General features: G+C 68.9%; 15 protein-coding genes. 8 read left to right on the forward strand and 7 right to left on the reverse strand.

The annotated features are described in order from the left end of the window. Positions 1-37: 37 nt before the first annotated feature. The gene (locus tag AC3EN4_RS24265; RefSeq protein ID WP_435208040.1) at positions 38-691 is read right to left on the reverse strand and encodes an NADPH-dependent F420 reductase; all 654 of its coding nucleotides are present in this window, start codon (positions 689-691) and stop codon (positions 38-40) included. 550 nt (positions 692-1,241) lie between these two features. Between AC3EN4_RS24265 and AC3EN4_RS24270 the strand changes: the two genes are divergently transcribed. Then, positions 1,242-1,820: a TetR/AcrR family transcriptional regulator gene (locus tag AC3EN4_RS24270; RefSeq protein ID WP_435208042.1), complete on the forward strand. Its 579-nt coding sequence runs from the start codon at positions 1,242-1,244 to the stop codon at positions 1,818-1,820. Positions 1,821-1,830: 10 nt separating this feature from the next. On the opposite strand, the gene AC3EN4_RS24275 is transcribed toward AC3EN4_RS24270, so the two are convergent. From AC3EN4_RS24275 to AC3EN4_RS24285, 3 genes are read right to left on the reverse strand one after another with little or no spacing between them, the layout of a single operon-like run. Further along, on the reverse strand, positions 1,831-2,214 hold the full coding sequence (locus tag AC3EN4_RS24275) for a type II toxin-antitoxin system death-on-curing family toxin (RefSeq protein WP_435208113.1): 384 nt from the start codon (positions 2,212-2,214) through the stop codon (positions 1,831-1,833). After that, a complete protein-coding gene (locus tag AC3EN4_RS24280; protein ID WP_355050827.1) occupies positions 2,214-2,414 on the reverse strand; it encodes a hypothetical protein in 201 nt (66 codons plus the stop codon). Before AC3EN4_RS24280 ends, AC3EN4_RS24275 begins: the two co-directional genes overlap by 1 nt. A gap of 34 nt (positions 2,415-2,448) precedes the next feature. Then, positions 2,449-3,246, reverse strand: a complete 798-nt coding sequence (locus AC3EN4_RS24285; protein WP_435208115.1) for a DUF3109 family protein — start codon at positions 3,244-3,246, stop codon at positions 2,449-2,451. A gap of 80 nt (positions 3,247-3,326) precedes the next feature. On the opposite strand from AC3EN4_RS24285, the gene AC3EN4_RS24290 reads away from it, so the two are divergent. Next, on the forward strand, positions 3,327-4,271 hold the full coding sequence (locus tag AC3EN4_RS24290) for a Ppx/GppA phosphatase family protein (protein WP_422737092.1): 945 nt from the start codon (positions 3,327-3,329) through the stop codon (positions 4,269-4,271). 75 nt (positions 4,272-4,346) lie between these two features. Beyond that, positions 4,347-5,153, forward strand: coding sequence for a sugar phosphate isomerase/epimerase family protein (locus tag AC3EN4_RS24295; protein WP_435208044.1), 807 nt, complete (start codon positions 4,347-4,349; stop codon positions 5,151-5,153). Positions 5,154-5,174: 21 nt separating this feature from the next. Here the strand turns inward: AC3EN4_RS24295 and AC3EN4_RS24300 are convergent, their stop codons facing one another. The 3 genes from AC3EN4_RS24300 to AC3EN4_RS24310 are packed head-to-tail and all read right to left on the reverse strand — an operon-like array spanning position 5,175 to position 7,221. Next, positions 5,175-5,762, reverse strand: a complete 588-nt coding sequence (locus AC3EN4_RS24300) for a CGNR zinc finger domain-containing protein (protein WP_435208046.1) — start codon at positions 5,760-5,762, stop codon at positions 5,175-5,177. Positions 5,763-5,780: 18 nt separating this feature from the next. Then, entirely contained in the window at positions 5,781-6,947 is a 1,167-nt protein-coding gene (locus AC3EN4_RS24305) for a glutathionylspermidine synthase family protein (RefSeq protein ID WP_435208048.1), read from the reverse strand. A 1-nt stretch (position 6,948) separates the two neighbouring features. Beyond that, complete coding sequence (locus tag AC3EN4_RS24310) at positions 6,949-7,221, reverse strand: hypothetical protein (RefSeq protein ID WP_435208050.1); 273 nt, start codon at positions 7,219-7,221, stop codon at positions 6,949-6,951. 85 nt (positions 7,222-7,306) lie between these two features. On the opposite strand from AC3EN4_RS24310, the gene AC3EN4_RS24315 reads away from it, so the two are divergent. From AC3EN4_RS24315 to AC3EN4_RS24335, 5 genes are all read left to right on the forward strand, one after another. After that, the gene (locus AC3EN4_RS24315; RefSeq protein WP_422737088.1) at positions 7,307-8,227 is read left to right on the forward strand and encodes a proline dehydrogenase family protein; all 921 of its coding nucleotides are present in this window, start codon (positions 7,307-7,309) and stop codon (positions 8,225-8,227) included. Between the two features lie 68 nt (positions 8,228-8,295). Continuing rightward, positions 8,296-8,871, forward strand: coding sequence for a TetR/AcrR family transcriptional regulator (locus AC3EN4_RS24320; protein ID WP_435208052.1), 576 nt, complete (start codon positions 8,296-8,298; stop codon positions 8,869-8,871). 61 nt (positions 8,872-8,932) lie between these two features. After that, on the forward strand, positions 8,933-10,222 hold the full coding sequence (locus tag AC3EN4_RS24325; RefSeq protein WP_435208054.1) for a hypothetical protein: 1,290 nt from the start codon (positions 8,933-8,935) through the stop codon (positions 10,220-10,222). A 438-nt stretch (positions 10,223-10,660) separates the two neighbouring features. Next, the gene (locus AC3EN4_RS24330) at positions 10,661-17,338 is read left to right on the forward strand and encodes an RHS repeat-associated core domain-containing protein (protein ID WP_435208055.1); all 6,678 of its coding nucleotides are present in this window, start codon (positions 10,661-10,663) and stop codon (positions 17,336-17,338) included. Next, positions 17,335-17,841, forward strand: coding sequence for a hypothetical protein (locus AC3EN4_RS24335; RefSeq protein WP_435208056.1), 507 nt, complete (start codon positions 17,335-17,337; stop codon positions 17,839-17,841). Before AC3EN4_RS24330 ends, AC3EN4_RS24335 begins: the two co-directional genes overlap by 4 nt. The last annotated feature ends 203 nt before the right edge of the window (positions 17,842-18,044 follow it).

The following is an 18,044-nucleotide window of genomic DNA, read 5'->3' on the forward strand; positions in this document are numbered from 1 at the left end:
GCCTGGCGTGGGCCCCCTTCGGGCTGTCGGCGTCGGGTCAGCGGACGACCTTGAGGTTGAAGATGGCGGTGTCGAGTCGGCCGTAGAGTCGCAGCCAGAGAGGCATCAGCATCTCGGTGCCCCGGGCGGTGGAGAGGTCGCCGAGGTCGATCACGTCGGTGTGCCCGAAGCTGACGAGCAGGTCGGTGACGATCCGCTTCGCCTCCGTGTCGTCGCCGGAGACGAAGACGCTGTGTTCGCCGTCGGCGAGCTGGCGCGGGTGCACCATCAGCTCCGCGGTGAGCGTGTTGAGTGACTTGACGACCTTTGCCTGCGGGAACTCCCGCTGGATCCGCTCGGCCAGGGACTCGGTGTCGTCCACCGTCAGGGTGGGCGGGAAGCCCGCGCCGAAGTCGAGCGGGTTGGCGATGTCGAGCAGCACCTTGCCGGCCAGGTTGGCCGCGCCGGCAGCGGTGAGCGCCGGCAGGGAGGCGGTGCCACTGGTGGCGTTGACAACCAGCTCGGCGTCGGCTGCCGCCGCGGCCATGGTCGCCAGGCCGACCTCGGGGTGCGCGGCGGCCCAGCCGGCGTACGCGCCCGCCCGGGTGGCCGCGACGTCCCGGGTGCCGACGGTGACCTGGTGGCCCAGCTCCGCCGTGCGGGCCGAGATGGCCTGCCCCACCGAGCCGGTGCCGAGAACTGCGATGCGCATGTCGATCGATCCTCCACTCGGGCGCGGTGGCCTCGCGCCGGTTGCTCGCAGACTAACAGACAGGTCTGTCTATCTGCTGCCCCTCTGGACGGCGGCAGGGCGGCTGTCCTGCACCGCGTGTCGAGCTTTCCCAGAAGTCGGGGCGGCGGCTTGGGGCGCGGTGCGGCGGGCGCCGATGAGCCGGCCGGCCTGGGTGGCGGCCTAGGTGGCGGCATGGCGACTGTCCCTCACTGCGTGTCGAGCTGCCCCAGAAACGGGGCGGCGGGGCGGGGCGCGCTGCGACACGTGACCAGTGGCCTCGGTCCTTGACGCCGGTCCTTGACGCGCCGGTCCTTGACGCGTCGGTCCTTGATGCCTCGTTCCTGATGACTCAGCCCCAAATCTGGGGCAGCTCGACAGGAGTCGAGGAACCCGTCGGCCCCTGCGGCGGAAACGAAGAGCGGTAGCAGACAGAGCTGTCTGTAGACGGAGCTGTCTGTAGACGGAGCTGTCTGTAGACGGAGCTGTCGGTAAAATCGTGCCCGCCACCAGCAACGACGAGGGAGTGTCGATGTCCGCGCAGCGCACGCCGGCCGGCTCGGCCCGGGACCGGATCCTGGACACCGCGTTCCGGCTCTTCTACGCGCACGGCCCGCGCGGCGTGGGGGTGGACACGGTCATCGCCGAGTCGGGGGTGGCCAAGGCGACGCTCTACAAGCACTTCCCCCGCAAGGACGACCTGGTGCTGGCGTACCTGGACCGGGTCGACCAGGCGTGGTTCGGCGCGTTACGGGCGGCGGCCCGCGATGCCGGTGACGAGCCGCGCGACCAGCTCGTCGGGATGTTCGACGCCCTCGCCAGCGCCTGTCGCCGGGACGGCTACCACGGCTGCGCGTTCATCAACACGGCCGCCGAGTCGCCCGCCGGCGGCCCGGTGCACGCCCGAACGGTCGAGCACAAGACCGTCGTCCGGGCGTGGGTGACCGAGCTGGCCCGCAAGGCCGGCGCGGTCGACCCGGAGCTGCTCGCCCGGCAGCTCACCCTGCTGATCGACGGTGGGCTCGCCAGCGGTGTGCTGGACGGCGATCCGGCGATCGCCGAGGCGGCCCGGCAGAGCGCCCGCGCCCTGGTCGCCGCCGCCCTCGACTGACCCCGAGTGCTCAGAACAGCTTGCGCAGGGCGGCGGCGATTTCGGAGACTTCCGTCAGGCGACTCTCCGCGACGGCTATGACCAGGTCGTACGCGACGTCCTGATCGGTCTCGTCGAGCTGGTCGATGCTGACGGCGCGGTTCTGCAATAGGAAGGCGACAGTCACGATCCAGCTGATCCGTTTGTTGCCGTCCACGAACGGATGGTTATTCGCCAGTGAGTGCAGCAGCGCCGCCGCTTTCGTCCAGAGATCGGGATAGGCGTCTTCGCCGTAGACGCTCGTTCTCGGCCGAGCCACCGCCGACTCCACGAGGCCGGCGTCCCTGATCCCCACGCCGAGCTTGCGGGCGATGCCGGCTACGTCGGCGAGCGTGGGGTATCGAACCTCTGCCATCACTCGGCGAGGCGCGCGAGCAGGGTGGCGTGTCGTTCGATGATCTCGTCGGCGAGGTCGCCGAACTCCTTGGCGTTCCGTCGCGCCAGGTAGTCGTCGATGGCGGTGACCACGACGGCATGCATGGATCGGTCCTCCTCGTCCGCGACCAGGCGGAGGCGCCGTTCGCGTTCGTCATCCAGCCGGAGGGTCATTGCCATACGCATATGGTAGCAACGCTGCTACCAAGATCGGCTAGAGATCGTCGGCGGGGTGGGGGGCGACCAGGCCCTGCCGCACCCGGGCGGCGCACAGCTCGGCCAGTCGTTCGTACGCTGCCGGGCCGATCAGCGCGGTCAGCTCCGGGCCGTACGACAGGTACATCGGCTCGGTCCCGACGTGCGCGTCCGTCGACGAGGTGCACCACCAGTCCAGGTCGTGCCCACCGGCACCCCAGCCCCGCCGGTCGAACTCGGACAGCGTGGACACCAGCACCTTGGTGTTGTCGGGACGCTTCACCCAGTCCTGGTCCCGGCGGATGGGCAGCTGCCAGCAGACGTCCGGCTTGTACTCGAGCGGGTGCACCCCGTCGCGCAGCGCCTGGGCGTGCAGCGCGCAACCGCCGCCACCGGCGAAGTCGGCGTCGTTCAGGAAGACGCACGGCCCGTCGGCGCCCTGGGTGGCGGTGCGGCGGGCCGGGTTCTTGCCGTCGATGGTGTCCTCGTCGGTCCAGTTCTTGAAGCCGCGCTGGAAGTGCTGCCAGGTCGACGGGGTGAGCAGCTTGACCGCACGGCGGACCCGCTTCTCGTCGTCGGAGTCGGTGAAGAACGCCCCGTGCGAGCAGCAACCGTCGGCGGCCCGGCCGGCGATGATGCCGTGGCAGCCCTGGCCGAAGATGCAGGTCCAGCGGGAGAGCAGCCAGGTCAGGTCGGCCCGGATCAGGTGGGTCTCGTCCGCCGGGTCGGCGAACTCGATCCACTCCCGGGGAAAGTCCAGCGGCACCTCGCGGCTGCGCGGGTCGCCCGGGTCGTCCACCAGCACGCGGAGCTCCATCGTCACCCGGACCAGCGTACGCGCGGTGCCGTCCGCGGGCCGACGAGCCGCACGAACGTGTTGCACCTAGGGTCTTCACCATGCGACTGGGTGTCCTCGACGTCGGATCCAACACGGTGCACCTGCTGGTGGTCGACGCGCATCACGGCGCGCACCCCTGGCCGGCCCACTCGGAGAAGGTCGTCCTGCGTCTCGCCGAGCAGATCGGCCCGGACGGGGCGTTGACCGAGGTGGGTGCGGACAGCCTGGTCAAGGCGGTCGGCATGGCCAGGGCGGCGGCCACCGGGCTGGAGGCCGACGACCTGCTCGCGTTCGCCACCTCGGCGGTGCGCGACGCCACCAACGCGGCCGACGTGCTGGCCCGGGTCCGCGACGAGACCGGCGTACGCCTGGAGGTGCTCTCCGGCGCGGACGAGGCACGGATGACGTTCCTGGCGGTGCGACGCTGGTTCGGCTGGTCGGCGGGGCGTCTGCTGGTGCTCGACATCGGCGGCGGCTCCCTGGAGATCGCCGCCGGGATCGACGAGGACCCGGATGTCGCTGTCTCGCTGCCGCTCGGCGCCGGGCGGCTCACCCGCGAGCAACTGCGAGTCGACCCGGCCAGCACCACGCCGCCGTCCGCCGAGGCCGTCGACAAGCTACGGGAGTACGTCGACAGCCGGCTGGACAAGGTGGTCGACCAGATGACCGAGGTGGGCTGGGACCGGGTGGCGGCCACCTCGAAGACGTTCCGCACCCTGGCGCGACTGGCCGGGGCGGCGCCGTCCGGCGCCGGCCTCTGGGTGCACCGCAGGCTGACCCGTGCCGGTCTGCGGCAGATCATCGGCTTCATCCGGCACATGACGCCCGCCCAGCTGATGGAGTTGGAGGGGGTCGGCGCGGGCCGGGCCCACCAACTGTTGGCGGGTGCGGTGGTCGCCGAGGGGGTCATGCGCCGGCTCGACCTGGACGCGTTGGACATCTGCCCGTGGGCGCTGCGGGAGGGGGTCATCCTCCGTCGGCTCGATCAACTCGAACCGATGTGACCGAGCGCCGGTCGCCGACCGGTTTGCCGGTGCTCGTCCTGCTGGCCCCGTGACAGCCGGGCTACGCTGGCTGGTGTGACGTCCCGAGTCCCGGTGCTCCTGTCCAGTTCCTCGGTCTTCCCCGAGCCGACCGCCGCGGCGTTCCAACTGGCCGCGGCGCTCGGCTACGACGGCGTCGAGGTGATGGTCTGGACCGACGTGGTCAGCCAGGACGCGGGCGCGTTGCGCGGCCTGTCGGCGCACTACGGCGTGCCGGTGCTCTCGGTGCACGCGCCCTGCCTGCTGGTCACCCAGCGGGTGTGGAGCCCGGACCCGTGGCAGCGGCTGCGCAAGGCCGCTGAGCTGGCCGAGACGCTCGGGGCGCCGACGGTGGTGGTGCACCCGCCGTTCACCTGGCAGCGCGACTACGCGCGCGGGTTCGCCGAGGGGCTGGCCACGGTCGCGGACCGGTTCTCCGGGCTCCGCTTCGCGGTGGAGAACATGTACCCGGTGCGCATGGCGGGGCGGCAGTTCGTCCCGTACGTCCCCGGATGGGACCCGACCGACACCGGCTACCCGTCGTACACCCTGGATCTTTCCCACTGCGCGGCCTCGCACAGTGACCCCCTCGCGATGGCCGACCGGATGGGCGCGGGGCTGGCCCACGTGCACCTGGGCGACGGCACCGGCGGGGGCCGCGACGAGCACCTGGTGCCCGGGCGTGGCACCCAGCCCTGCGCGGAGTTGCTCTCCTCGCTGGCCGGGCGAGGGTTCACCGGCGCGGTCGCCGTCGAGGTGGCGACCCGGGGCGCGAAGAGTCGCGCGGTGCGCGAGGCGGACCTGCGGACCGCGCTCGAATTCGCCCGCGCGCACCTCACCGCGCCGTCACCGGTCGACGTCTGACGTCGCCGCCCGGCCGGCCGGTCAGCTGACCGGGGTCAGCGACTCGGTGGCCGAGGTGGGTTGCGGGGCGACCGGTGCCTGCTCACCGACCGCGGCCCGCTTGCGGGCCCGGTGCGCCGCGACGTGCGAGCGGGTGGCGCAGCGCTCCGAGCAGAACCGCCGGCAGCAGTTGGACGACGTGTCCAGGTAGACGTTGCCGCACCGCTCGTCGGCGCAGACCCCGAAGCGGGCGCTGCCGTACTCGCAGAGCCACACCGAGAGCCCCCAGACCGCGCCGGCCAGGTATTCGGCGCTGACCGACGCGCCCCGGCTGGTCACGTGCATGTGCCAGTCGCTGGAGTCGTGCCCGGAGATGCGCGGCTGGACCGGGAACGCCTCCAGCAGCGCGTTCAGCTCGGTCACCGCTTGGGCGTCGCGCCCCGAGGTGCCGTACTCGAAGACGTCCCGCAACCGCTTCTGAGCCCGCCGGAAGATCGCGACATCGCGGTCGGCGACCTCGTCGCGCATCCAGGCGTTGTCGTCGGGGAAGAGGGCCCGCAGGTCGTCGAGGTCGTCCAGGCGGGCGTTGACCAGGTCAACGCCGGTCCGGGCGTACGCGTCGAAGTTCACACCCCAACGGTAGACGACTCACGGGGTGCGCGGCGCGTCGATGTAGTGCGGCAGGAACCGCGCGTAGCCGTCGGTGATCAGACTCGCGCTCTCCCGGACGCCCAGCCCGGCCGACTCGCCGTCGACGATCCAGCTACCCAACACCGTCCGGTTGCCGGCGAACTGTGGCAGCGCCCGGAACTCCTGGTAGCACCAGCCCTCGTCGCCGTAGATCCCCGGGTTGGTGATCTCCTCGCCGGCGGTGACGATGCGTACCGAGCCGCCCTCCCGGCCGAGCAGCGGTTTGGCCACGTACTCGGGCATGCCGCGCGGCGAGTCGAGGTACGCCGGGAGCAGGTACTCGTGACCGGGGTACAGCTCCCAGAGGATCGCCAGCAGCGCCTTGTTGGACAGCAGCAGCTTCCAGGCCGGCTCGATCCAGGTGGTCGGGGTGCCCGGGGCCAGCGCCGGCGGCCCGTACGGCTCGGCGAGCATCCACTCCCACGGGTAGAGCTTGAAACAGGTGGTCACCGGACGGTCGGCGGCGTCGACGAAGCGCCGGCCGTCCCAGCCGATCTCCTGGATGGGTTGCAGCTCGACGTCCAGGCCGGCCTGGCGGGCGGTCTCGGCGAGGTAGCCGGCGGTCATGTGGTCCTCGCCCGACTCCTCCTCGTTCGACCAGAGCACGTGCACCCGGGGGTCGTGCAGCCCGGCGCCGATCTTGGCCCAGGCGCCGACCAGCCGTTCGTGCAGGCTGTTCCACTGGTCCAGGTCGGGGCGGGTCTGCTCCAGCCAGTACCACTGGATGATGCTCGCCTCGACCAGCGCCGTCGGGGTGTCCGCGTTGTACTCCAGCATCTTCGGCGGCCAGCTGCCGTCGTACGCCAGGTCGAAGCGCCCGTAGAGGGTGGGCGGCGTCTCCCGCAACGATCGGGCCACCGCGTCGGTGGCCCACTCCGGGATGCCAAACTCGGCGTACCGGCGCTGCGCCACCACGTGCTCGGCGGCGGCCACGCACATCCGGTGCAGCTCCTCGGTGGCCTCCTCCAGCCGCAGCACCTCGTCGAGGTCGAAGGCGTACGCGGCGGTCTCGTCCCAGTACGACATGATCCCGCCGTCGGGGAGCTCGGTGTCGACGTAGACCAGGCCCTGGGCCCGGATCGTGGCGTCCCAGTCGGGCCGGGGCGTGACCGTCTCGCGGCGCACGTCAGCCGCCGCAGGAGGCGAGGTGGGTGCCGAACCCGCCGCGCTCGGGCAGGGCGGCGCTGGTCGGCTCCCCGGCGGTGCGCGTCGTGGCGGAGGCGGGCACCCGCATCGCCAGCGCGACCGTGTCGCCGCCACCGACCGGCCCGAGGGCGCAGTCGTCGTCATCGTCGTCGTCCGAGGTCAGGTTGCAGCCGGAGAGGGCGAGCGCGAGAGCGGTGAGCGCGCCGAGCTGCACGGAGGCCGACCGAAGCCGGCGGCGGGGGCTTTGGTTCACGGCATCGTTGTAGCTGATCGACGCCAGCACCGCAGCCCCAGCCGCCGCCGGGCGGGGCTCCTGGCAGGGGCGATACGCTCGGCTCATGCTCCGTTCCGTCATCCTCGCCGCCTCCCGGTCATCCCAGGTCGAGCGGCTCGTCGCGACCGCCCCGTACACCCGGGACGTCGTCCGCCGGTTCGTCGCCGGCGCCGCCACCGACGACGCGTTGCGCGCGACCCGCGGGCTCGTCGACGACGGTCTGGCCGTCACCCTCGACCACCTGGGCGAGGACACCGTCACTCCCGAGCAGGCCACGGCCACCCGGGACGAGTACCTGAAGCTGCTGTCGATGCTCGGCGGGGCCGGGCTCACCCCGGCCGCCGAGGTGAGCGTGAAGCTCTCCGCGCTCGGCCAGATGTTCGACGAGCAGTTGGCGTACGACAACGCGCGGGCGATCTGCGCGGCCGCCGACGCGGTGGGCACCACGGTCACCCTGGACATGGAGGACCACACCACCACCGACTCGACGCTGGAGGTGCTGGCGAAGCTCCGCAAGGACTTCCCGTCGACCGGCGCGGTGCTCCAGGCGTACCTGCGGCGGACCGAGTCGGACTGCCGGGAGCTGTCCTCGGCCGGCTCGCGGGTGCGGCTCTGCAAGGGCGCCTACAAGGAGCCGGAGTCGGTGGCCTACCAGTCGGCCCGTGAGGTGGACAAGTCCTACGTCCGCTGCATGAACATCCTGATGTCCGGCGACGGGTACCCGATGCTGGCGACACACGACCCGCGGATGATCTCGATCGGCGAGGACCGGGCCCGTTGGTTCGACCGGGGGCCGGAGCGTTTCGAGTTCCAGATGCTCTACGGCATCCGCCCGGAGGAGCAGGCCCGGCTGGCCGGCGAGGGCTACACGGTGCGCACCTACGTCCCGTACGGCGACGAGTGGTACGGCTACCTGATGCGTCGGCTCGCCGAGCGCCCGGCGAACATGGTCTTCTTCGGCCGCGCTCTGATCTCCAAGAAGTGACTGTCGCTTGACGCACCCGGCTAGCAGAGTTAGCTTTCAGGCTATGACTGATAGCCGGGTGTGTGGCGGTGCCTAGGGCCGGGCTCAACCAGCAGACCGTGGTGCGCGAGGCTGCCCGCCTCGCCGACGAGGTCGGCTACGACCAGCTCACCCTCGCCGCGCTCGCCAGCCGGCTCGGCGTCGCGCTGCCCAGCCTCTACAAGCACATCCGCGGGGCGGACGCGCTGAACCAGAAGCTCTCCGCGCTCGCCACCGCCGAACTCGCCATCGAGCTGACCACGGCCGCGGCCGGGCGGGCCGGCGGGGACGCCCTGCGCGCGATGGCCGACGCCTACCGGGCGTACGCCCGCCGGCACCCGGGGCGCTACCCGACCACCCAGCGGGTGCCGGACCCGTCCGACCCCGAGCACGTCGAGGCGGGCGAACGCGCGGTCGGTGCCATCTTCGCGGTGCTGCGCGGCTACGGGCTCACCGGCGACGACGCGGTGGACGCCACCCGCGCGCTGCGCAGCGCCCTGCACGGCTTCGTCGCCCTGGAGGCCGCCGGCGGCTTCGGTCTGCCGCGCGAGGTCGACCGCTCGTACCACCAGTTGGTCGCCGGCCTGGACACCGCATTCCGCTCCTGGCCGGCTCGCGGGGCCTGACCGAGCCGATCGGGTCGGGTCGGCCTCGCCCGATTCGTCGATTGGTCGTACCCTTCGGCGGGTGACTGACGGGGTGCAGCAGCCAGCACCGCGGCGGCTCTGGCCGCTGTGGACCGTACTCGTCGTTGTCGTTCTGCTGCTGGGTTGCGGCCTTCCGGCGGCGCTGGTGGTCGGCGCCGTTCGGGAGGCCGGCGGCCGGGCCACGCTCAGCCGGGCCGGCGTCACCGCCACCGACGACCCGGCCACCGCCGTCGCACGCGGCCTCTCCGACCGGATGACCGCCCAGCTCCGACGGCAGTCCACGGCGCTGCTCGGCGGCGATCGGACCGGCTTCCTCGCGGTCGCCGACCCGGCCGCGCACACCGACCTGCGTCGTCGCTTCGCCGCGCTACGGGCCCTCAAGGTGACCGTCTGGCGGGCCGAGCCGAGCGGCCTGCCCACGCCGATCGTCGGCAAGCCGGGGGAGTGGCGGCTGCTGGTCCGCTTCCAGTACTGCTTCGTCACGGCCGACTGCCGACCGAGCCCGGTGCTGATCGGCACCCGCTGGCGGGAGAACGGCGACCAGCCCCGACTCGTCGCCGTCGAGGAGTCCAAGTCCGCCGAGACCGGCACCCGGCCGTGGGAGATCAGCGACCTGGTCGTGGCGGTCGGCGCGCGCACCATCGTCGCCACCACACCGGCGCTGCGCGGCAAGCTGCCGGCCCTGCTGACCCAGGCGGAGGCGGCCGCGAAGGTCGCCGACACGTACGTCGTGGCCGGCTCGCCCCCGGACCGCTACCGGATCTTTTACGCCGGGCGCACGGAGTGGCAGCGCTGGTACGGCGGCGGCCGCCCACAGTGGACCGGCGGTTACGCGGTGACGGTCGGTGGCGGCCACCACGAGGTGGTGCTCAACGCCGAAGGGCTGCCCGGCAGCGGCGCCGACGACCTGCTGCGGCACGAGCTGACCCACGCCGCCTCGCTGCCCGAGCGCGGCTACCCGGGCAAGACGACCTGGTGGCTGGTCGAGGGACTGGCCGAGTTCTCGGGTTCCGGCGGTCGGCCGGTCGACCGGTACGAAGGGCTGGCCGAGGTGCGCAAACTGGTCGGGAGCGGTTGGGACGGCCGGTTGGAGGGGATCACCCCCACCGACGACGCGCCCGCCGAACGGGTCGGCGGCAGCTACGGCGTCGGCTACCTCGCCGTCCGCCACCTCGTCGACCGGTTCGGGCCGGAGCGGCTGCTGACCTTCTTCAAGGCCGTCGTGCACGACCGCAGGACGCTCGCCGCCGCCGCCGACGAGGCGTTCGGCGAGGACTGGTCGACCTTGCACGACGAGTGCGTGGCGTACGTCCGCGCCGTCGCCGCGTGAGCTATCCCCTCTGGACTTGCTGCTACGGGTTCGGCCCCCGTGATCTTCGCCTTCGTTATCTTGCCGTGACCTTGCGGGCAGTCGAACGTGAAACATTGTTCGCGCCACGGGGGTGTGCGACACAACACCCTGCGTGGTTCCGGATCTTGCAGAGGTGAGGGTGAAATGGTCGGGCACGGGGGATTCCGTCTCGTCAAACGTCCCAGACGTCTGGTAGCGCTGACTGCGGCGACGTCGCTGATAGCCAGTCTGCTGACCGGGACGCCAGCGATCGCGAAGCCGGATGACGGCGGGCTGTCCAAGCGCCCGCCCATGTCGCCCGGGAGATCTGTGACCGGCGTCAGGCCGTTGCCCTCGCACTTCGTTACCCCACCTGACCAGGCAAAGTCGACCCATCGGCCGTCGCGGACGGCATGGCCGAAGGCCGCGTCGGTTGCGGTGGAGCTGCCCGAGTCGGCTCCCACGGCCCGAACGGCGGCACCGGCGAAGACCCGTGCCGCCGACACCCCGGTCTGGGTGGTGCCGGTCGCGAAGAACGGTCGTTACACCGGTCCCCGGCAGGTGCAGGTTCAGATTGCGGACCGGGCGACCACCGGGGCCGCTGGCGTGGACGGCGTACTGCTGTCGGTGACTCCGACGGCGAGTGGACGCGCCAGCGGCTCCGTACGTGTCGGCGTCGACTACGCCGAGTTCACCGAGGCGTACGGCGGCAACTACGGTTCCCGTCTGCGGCTCGTGCAACTGCCGGCATGTGCGCTCACCACTCCCTCGCTCGCCGCCTGCCGGACGCCGATCCGGGTGCCTTCCACGAACGACCAGGCGGCCAACTCGGTGTCGGCCGAGGTGCCGCTGACGACCGACGCCGCCGACAGCCGGTCGGCCGGCTCGGCGGTGGTCCTCGCCGCTATCGCCGGTGTTGGCGAAGAGGGTGGCAAGGGCGGCACGTACGCGGCGACCGACCTGAAGCCGTCCGGCTCATGGAGCGCGGGTGGCAGCACCGGCTCCTTCACCTACTCGTACCCGTTGACCGTGCCGCCGACCCGGTCGAAACTCGTGCCGCAACTGGCCCTCTCCTACGACTCCGGAAGTGTCGACGGTCAGACCGTGGCCACCAACGCCCAAGCGTCGTGGCTCGGCGATGGTTGGACCACACCGAGGTCGTACGTCGAGCAGACCTTCGTCTCCTGCTCGGACGACCCGGGCGGCAGCCCGTCCCCGGTCAAGACGAACGACCGTTGCTACGCCGGTCCGATCCTCACCATCGCCTTGAACGGATCGTCGAGTTCGCTCATCTGGGACTCCGCCAAGGACACCTGGAAGGTGCAGAACGACACCGGTGCCGTGGTTACCCGGGTGATGAACTCGGGTAACGGCAGCGGGACCAAGGACACCGACTACTGGCGGGTGACCGAGCGGGACGGCACGGTCTACGAGTTCGGCCGCAACCGCCTGCCCGGGTGGACCACGAACAAGCCGGAGACCAAGTCGGTCGACTACGTCCCGGTCTACTCGGCGCACTCCGGGGACCCCTGCTACAACGCGGCCGGTTTCAGCTCCTCGGTCTGCACCATGGCGTACCGGTGGAACCTCGACTACGTCAAGGACGTCCACGGCAACGCGATGGCCTACTACTACAACCAGGCCACCAACTACTACGGGCGCAACGAGGGCGCCACGGACGTGATGTACATCCGGGACAGCAACCTTGCCCGGATCGACTACGGCTTCCGTGACAACGGCGCGTACGGCATCGTTCCCAACCAGGTGGTGTTCAACACCGACGACCGTTGCCTCTCGGGCACCTGCAAGCCGTTGAACGAGGCGAACAAGGCCAACTGGCCGGACGTTCCGTTCGACCTCGTCTGCAACTCCGGCACCGACTGCAAGACGTGGAGCCCGTCCTTCTTCTCCACCGTGCGGCTGACCTCCATCGTCACTCAGCAGTACGACACCAGCAGTACCCCGTACAAGAAGGTCGACTCCTACGCCTTCGCCCACACGATGCCGGACCCAGAGGACGGCACATCGGCGACGCTGTGGCTGGCATCGATCACCCGCACCGGGCACGACACCAACTCGGGTGGCTCGTCGAACGCCATCACCCTGCCCTCGGTGTCATTCACCGGCCTCAAACTCCCCAACCGCGTGGAGGTCAGGAGCGGCTACCCCTCGTTCTACCGGCAGCGCATCGCGACGATCACCACCGAGACCGGCTCGGTCATCTCGCCCATCTATGAGCTGCCGGAACCCTGCACCGTGCCGGTGACGATCAGTCCCGCCTCCAACACCAAGTCCTGCTACCCGGTCTACTGGACCCCAGAAGGGTTGCCGGACCAGATCCGCGACTGGTTCAACAAGTACGCCGTCACCCGGGTCACCGCGACCGACCCGACCGGCGGCGCGCCAATGACCGCCACGAGCTACGAGTACCTCGACGGTGCGGCTTGGCACTACGACGACAACGAGGTGGTCAAGGCCAAGTACCGCACCTACGGCCAGTTCCGCGGGTACGGCAAGGTCCGGGTGCGCAACGGTGACGGCGTGAACGACCCCCGCACGTTGTCCCAGACCACCTACTACCGGGGCATGAGCAAGAACAACAGCACTGCGGTCGCCACCGTCACCGACAGCGCGGGAGGGGTGCACGAGGACGTCGACCAGCTCGCTGGTCGTGCTCTGGAAACCACCTCGTACCTCGGCGACGGCGGCCCGGTGGACAGCTCGACGGTCACCTCGTACTGGGTTTCGGAGGCGACCGCTATCCGGAGCCGCACCGGGCTCCCGGACCTGACCGCGACGTTCACCGCGCCGGTACAGACGTGGCGGCGGCAGGCCGTCACCTCCGGCGCCAGCACCACCTGGCGGTACAGCCAGTCCGACATGTCGTACGACTCGTCGATCAGCTCGCCGACCTTCGGTCTGTTGCGTTACTCGTACGACCACACCGTGCCGGCGAACCCCACCTACGACCGGTGTACGAGCACGACGTACGCCGCGGCCAACACCGATCTCAACCTGGTCGGCCTGACCAGCCAGGTCGAGACGGTGTCGGTGGCCTGCGCCGGCTTCCGCGCCGGCTCGCCGGCCTCGGTGCCGGGTAGCACCAACACACTGACCGCTCCGACCACGGTCAACCGGCCGGCGCAGGTCGTCTCGCACGTCCGCACCTACTACGACGACACGCAGTTCGAGGAGGCGTTCCCGCAGGCCGCCCCGACCCGGGGCAACGTCACCATGGTCCGCAAAGCGTCCGACTGGGTCTCCGGGGCGTACGTCTACCAGACCACCGACAAGGCGGAGTTCGACGCGTACGGACGGGTGACCGGAAGCTGGGACGGCAACGACAACAAGACCATCACCACCTACACCGACAACACGGCCGGTCTGACCACCGGCATGAAATTGGAGAACGCGGAGGGTCACGCCACCTCCACGACCATCACCACGCTGCGCAATCTGCCCACGAGCAGCACCGACGCCAACAGCGTGGTCACCCGATCGCAGTACGACGCGCTCGGTCGGCTGACGGCGGTCTGGCTGGCGTCCCGACCCACCAGCGTTCCGCCGAACGTGAAGCACACCTACGCGGTTTCCAACACCGGGCCGACCGCGACGAAGACCGAGACCCTCAACAAGAACAGCGGTTATTCGACCACCACCACCATCTACGACGCCCAGTACCGCGTCCGACAGGTCCAGTCGGACGCCAACGTGGGCGGTCGACTGGTCACCGACACGATCTACGACAGCCGGGGTTGGGTGTGGAAGACCTTCAACGCCTGGTATGACGCCGCCAACGGGGCGAGCACCGTCCCCGCGGACTCCGACTCGCTGGGAAAGAAGGTTCTGAACCAGACCCAAAACACCTACGACGGGCTGGGCCGGGTCATCCTGGCGGAGAGTGCCCGCGACGGCGTGGTGAAGTCGTCGACAAGGACGGTGTACAACGGTGACCGCACGACCGTCATCCCGCCGACCGGAGGCACCGTCACCTCGACGGTCAACGACCCGATGGGTCGGCTGGAGAAGCAACTCCAGTACACCGCCGCGCCGACGCTGGTCTCCCCGAGCAACCCCTTCACCGGCCCCTTCCGCCTGACCGGCGGCACCACGGTGGACAGCACCTACGGATACGACAGCCACGGCAACCAATCGACCCTGACCGACAGTGCCGGCAACGTGTGGACCAGCACGTACAACCTGCTGGGACAGGTGGTCGGCAAGGATGACCCGGACGCCGGCAGCAGCACCATGCGCTACGACGGCGCAGGCAACGTCATCGAGTCGACGGACGGCCGGGGCAAGACCGCCTCGGCCACCTTCGACAAGATCAACCGTCGCACGGCGAGCTTCGCCGCGCCGGCGTCGGCGCAGTCGGCCAGCAACAAGCTGGCCGCCTGGGTGTACGACAACGACAACAACGCAGGGTCGATCACGAACGCGATCGGCAAGCTAACCACCGCGACAGCCTTCCGCAACGGCGCCGAGTACAGCACCCAGTGGACCAGCTTCGACTCCTTCGGCAACTCGAAGGGCGAGACGATCACCATCCCGGCTGTCGAGGGAGCGCTCGGCAACACGTACGGGTTCGGGCACCTCTACTCGACGGTGACCGGTATCCCCATCGCGGACATCTATCCGGCCCGAGGAAATCTGCCTGCGGAAACAGTGAGCCGTGGCTACGTCGGACCGTTGGACCTGTTGTCTTCCCTGGCGGGGCTCGCCGGGTACAGCGCGGTCACCGATTACGACGCCTGGGGTCGGGTCATCAGTAACCAGGTTGGCTCTCCGACGAGCCTCGCCTCCATCGTCAACATTTACGACGATCACAACGGGCGGCTGAACCAGCAGCTGGTGACCAAGACGACGACCACCACGACGAACGTCGACAAGCAGGACTACGAGTACGACCTGTACGGCAACATCACGAAGACGGTGAACACCCGGTACGAGCCGACCATGGTGTCCGAGACGGAGTGCTACCGGTACGACTCACTCCGGCGGCTCTTCAAGGCCTGGACGGCGACCGACGGTTGCGCCGTCGCGCCGACCCTCGGCAACCGGGCCATGGTCGGCAGCGGTATCGGTACCACCAGCGCCTACTGGACCGAGTGGAGCGTCGACCCGCTCGGCAACCGGAAGAGCCAGATCCAGTACTCCACGACCGGCGGAACCGACACCACCACCAACTACGCCTATGACGGCAACTCCAAGGGCCAGCCGCACACGCTGACGAGCACCACCACCTCCGGTGGGCTCACCGGGAGTACCTCGTACAGCTATGACGACGCGGGCAACATGACCACCCGCAAGGCCGGGCAGGGCACCCAGACCCTGAACTGGGACGACGCGGGTGAGTTGGCGTCGGTGACGGGCGGCACGGACGGCAACAGCTCGTTCCTGTACGACGCCGACGGCAACCTTCTGATCCAGAAGGACCCGGGGGTCACCACCCTCTACCTGCCCGGTCAGCAGATCACCCTCAACACCAGCACCCAGGCGGTCAGCGGCACCCGCTACTACCCGACGCCGAGTGGCGCGGTGGCCTACCGCACGGGTAGTGGCAACGCGTACGGGTTCACCATCCCCGACCACCAGGGCACGCCGACTCTTTACCTGAACTACACGGCCCAGGTGCCGACCTGGCGGCAGTACACCCCGTACGGCGCGCCGCGCGGCTCCACCGTCACCGCGCCGGACAACCGCGGCTTTCTCAACCAGCCACTCAACACGAACACCGGCCTCACCCAGGTCAGCGCCCGCAACTACGACCCGACCATCGGTCGGTTCGTCTCCGTGGACCCGTTGCAGGACCTGACCGATCCGCAGCAGTGGAACGGTTACTCCTACGCCAACAACTCCCCCGTCACGATGAGCGACCCAGACGGTCTGATCCCCGCCGACTGCCTGGAGTACGACTGCCGCGGTTACGACCCGCGCCCGCTGAAGGAGGGTGACGGTCGGGGTGCCGGAGGCTGCCCGGGCGGTTGCGGCACCGATGCCAACATCGCGTGGGGAGACGCGAACGGCAAGACGACCACGCGATCGAGGTTTGATCATCCGCGTAACCTCGGCTGGGGAATCGTGGTTCCGCCAACTGTTCCGCTCGAAGAGTTCATGCGTCGGTGGAACGAGCGGCGTGCGGCTTGGTACCGGGCTAAAAGTCAGGGCAATAACGACACTCTGATGGAGGAAGATACTCGCGGACTCGCGATGTACATCTGCGCTGAGATGCGTTCTACGGGCAGGTGTGGCGATTGGATGCAGGAACTCTTCTCTGGCCATTTCCAGTGGGGCGTCGAGAATTTGCCAGATGATGACCGGGTTATGCCCGGGACGCCGGGCAAGCTTGGCAAGCCCGGTAAGGGTGGCGAGGGGGGCACCGGCTGCAATTGCGGCTGCAAGAGCTTCAGCGGCGACACTGAAGTCCTGATGGCCGACGGCACCACCAAACGACTGGATGAGTTGGAGGCCGGAGACGAGGTGATGGCCGCAGACCCGGAGACCGGTGAGCAGGGTCCCCGAGTCATCACCCACGTGTGGGTCCATCAGGACGATCTCATCGAGCTCCAGCTTGTCGGCGCGGTGATCACCACGACCGAGGATCATCCGTTCTGGAACCTGACCGACCGGGAGTGGCAGCGGGCTGACAGGCTTGACGCGGGCGATCTGGTGCTGTCAGCGGATGGCAACACTCGGGCCGTGGTGAGACTTCGCTCGGACAGCGTGCATGTTGGCCTCGCTTACAACCTCACCGTCGGAGGCATTCATACGTTCTATGTGCTAGCCGGCAACACCACGGTGTTGGTCCACAACACCAGCTGTGTGCTTGAATCGGTAACTGGACCTGCTGGAGAAACTCTGCCCCTCCCCAAGGGGGCTGCCGGCACGCCGGTCGCAACGGGCAAGGGTTGGGTGTACGATATTCCGGCTGGAACTAAGGGGCTCGATCCTCGGGTGGTGCAAGTTCGGGTGATGGATCCAGTTACCACTGGAAAACATCAGTACCCTAAGGGATATGTGGTTTACATGAACAAGAAAGGGCAGTCGGTCAACCCGTTAACTGGGCAGACGGTCAGTAGGGCCGATTCCTACAACCACATCAAAATTCAATGACTTCCATCGATGAACTCGTCCTGTCAGATTCCGTGTCGTCAAATATTGACGCGCCTGACACTGATCCGTTGACGGGCGAGGATGCTCTACAGGAGGCGCAACTACTCGACTCTCGAGTGTGTCAGTTGTCCTCCACGGCAGCCCTTCTGTTCGAACTGCGTACATCTTTGCAATTTGACGTAGGAAATTCTGCGCTTCTTGTATTGCGTGGTCTGCGCTCGTTCGTCTGGAGCTCGCCGGCGGTACGGATGCCGTTGGTGGCGCTGACGGTCGCATCTAGCGCGCCTAACCGACGTAACGGCTTATTTCGCCTCGAAGTTGACTTCTTCCCGGAGGCGCGACTTCATGTCGAGGGCGATTTGGCAGAATTCTATGTCCTCGAAGTGGAAGGAATAGGTGACGTGCCGCCCGATTATTCGAGCTCATTCCTGGAGGGTGTTCAAGGAAGATTGCCGAATTGGTCCTCCCCGTGTAGCCTGCTTCAGGCGTCAAATTCACGCTGAACCAACAGAATTCGCGGCCCCTGAGGGCGTGGGGATGGTGTGCTCTGGGTAGAGTTGCGTCAGTACGTCATGTCGCTCTAGATGGCGGCGGTAATTGCGCGTGTGAACTGACCTGGCGGCTGTCGGGCTGCCGTAAGGAATCCGTTGATGTCGCTCTCCGCCGAACGGCAGGCTGTGGTGACGCGGTGCGGCATCTACCGAAT

This window comes from Micromonospora sp. bgisy143, assembly GCF_057708145.1.

Bases quoted from the DNA above. Each gene is read 5' to 3' on its own strand.
- AC3EN4_RS24285 (WP_435208115.1), bottom strand. From the start codon at position 3,246: ATGGAGCTCCGCGTGCTGGTGGACGACCCGGGCGACCCGCGCAGCCGC.
- AC3EN4_RS24280 (WP_355050827.1), bottom strand. From the start codon at position 2,414: ATGGCAATGACCCTCCGGCTGGATGACGAACGCGAACGGCGCCTCCGC.
- AC3EN4_RS24290 (WP_422737092.1), top strand. From the start codon at position 3,327: ATGCGACTGGGTGTCCTCGACGTCGGATCCAACACGGTGCACCTGCTG.
- AC3EN4_RS24270 (WP_435208042.1), top strand. From the start codon at position 1,242: ATGTCCGCGCAGCGCACGCCGGCCGGCTCGGCCCGGGACCGGATCCTG.
- AC3EN4_RS24335 (WP_435208056.1), top strand. From the start codon at position 17,335: ATGACTTCCATCGATGAACTCGTCCTGTCAGATTCCGTGTCGTCAAAT.
- AC3EN4_RS24265 (WP_435208040.1), bottom strand. From the start codon at position 691: ATGCGCATCGCAGTTCTCGGCACCGGCTCGGTGGGGCAGGCCATCTCG.
- AC3EN4_RS24275 (WP_435208113.1), bottom strand. From the start codon at position 2,214: ATGGCAGAGGTTCGATACCCCACGCTCGCCGACGTAGCCGGCATCGCC.
- AC3EN4_RS24315 (WP_422737088.1), top strand. From the start codon at position 7,307: ATGCTCCGTTCCGTCATCCTCGCCGCCTCCCGGTCATCCCAGGTCGAG.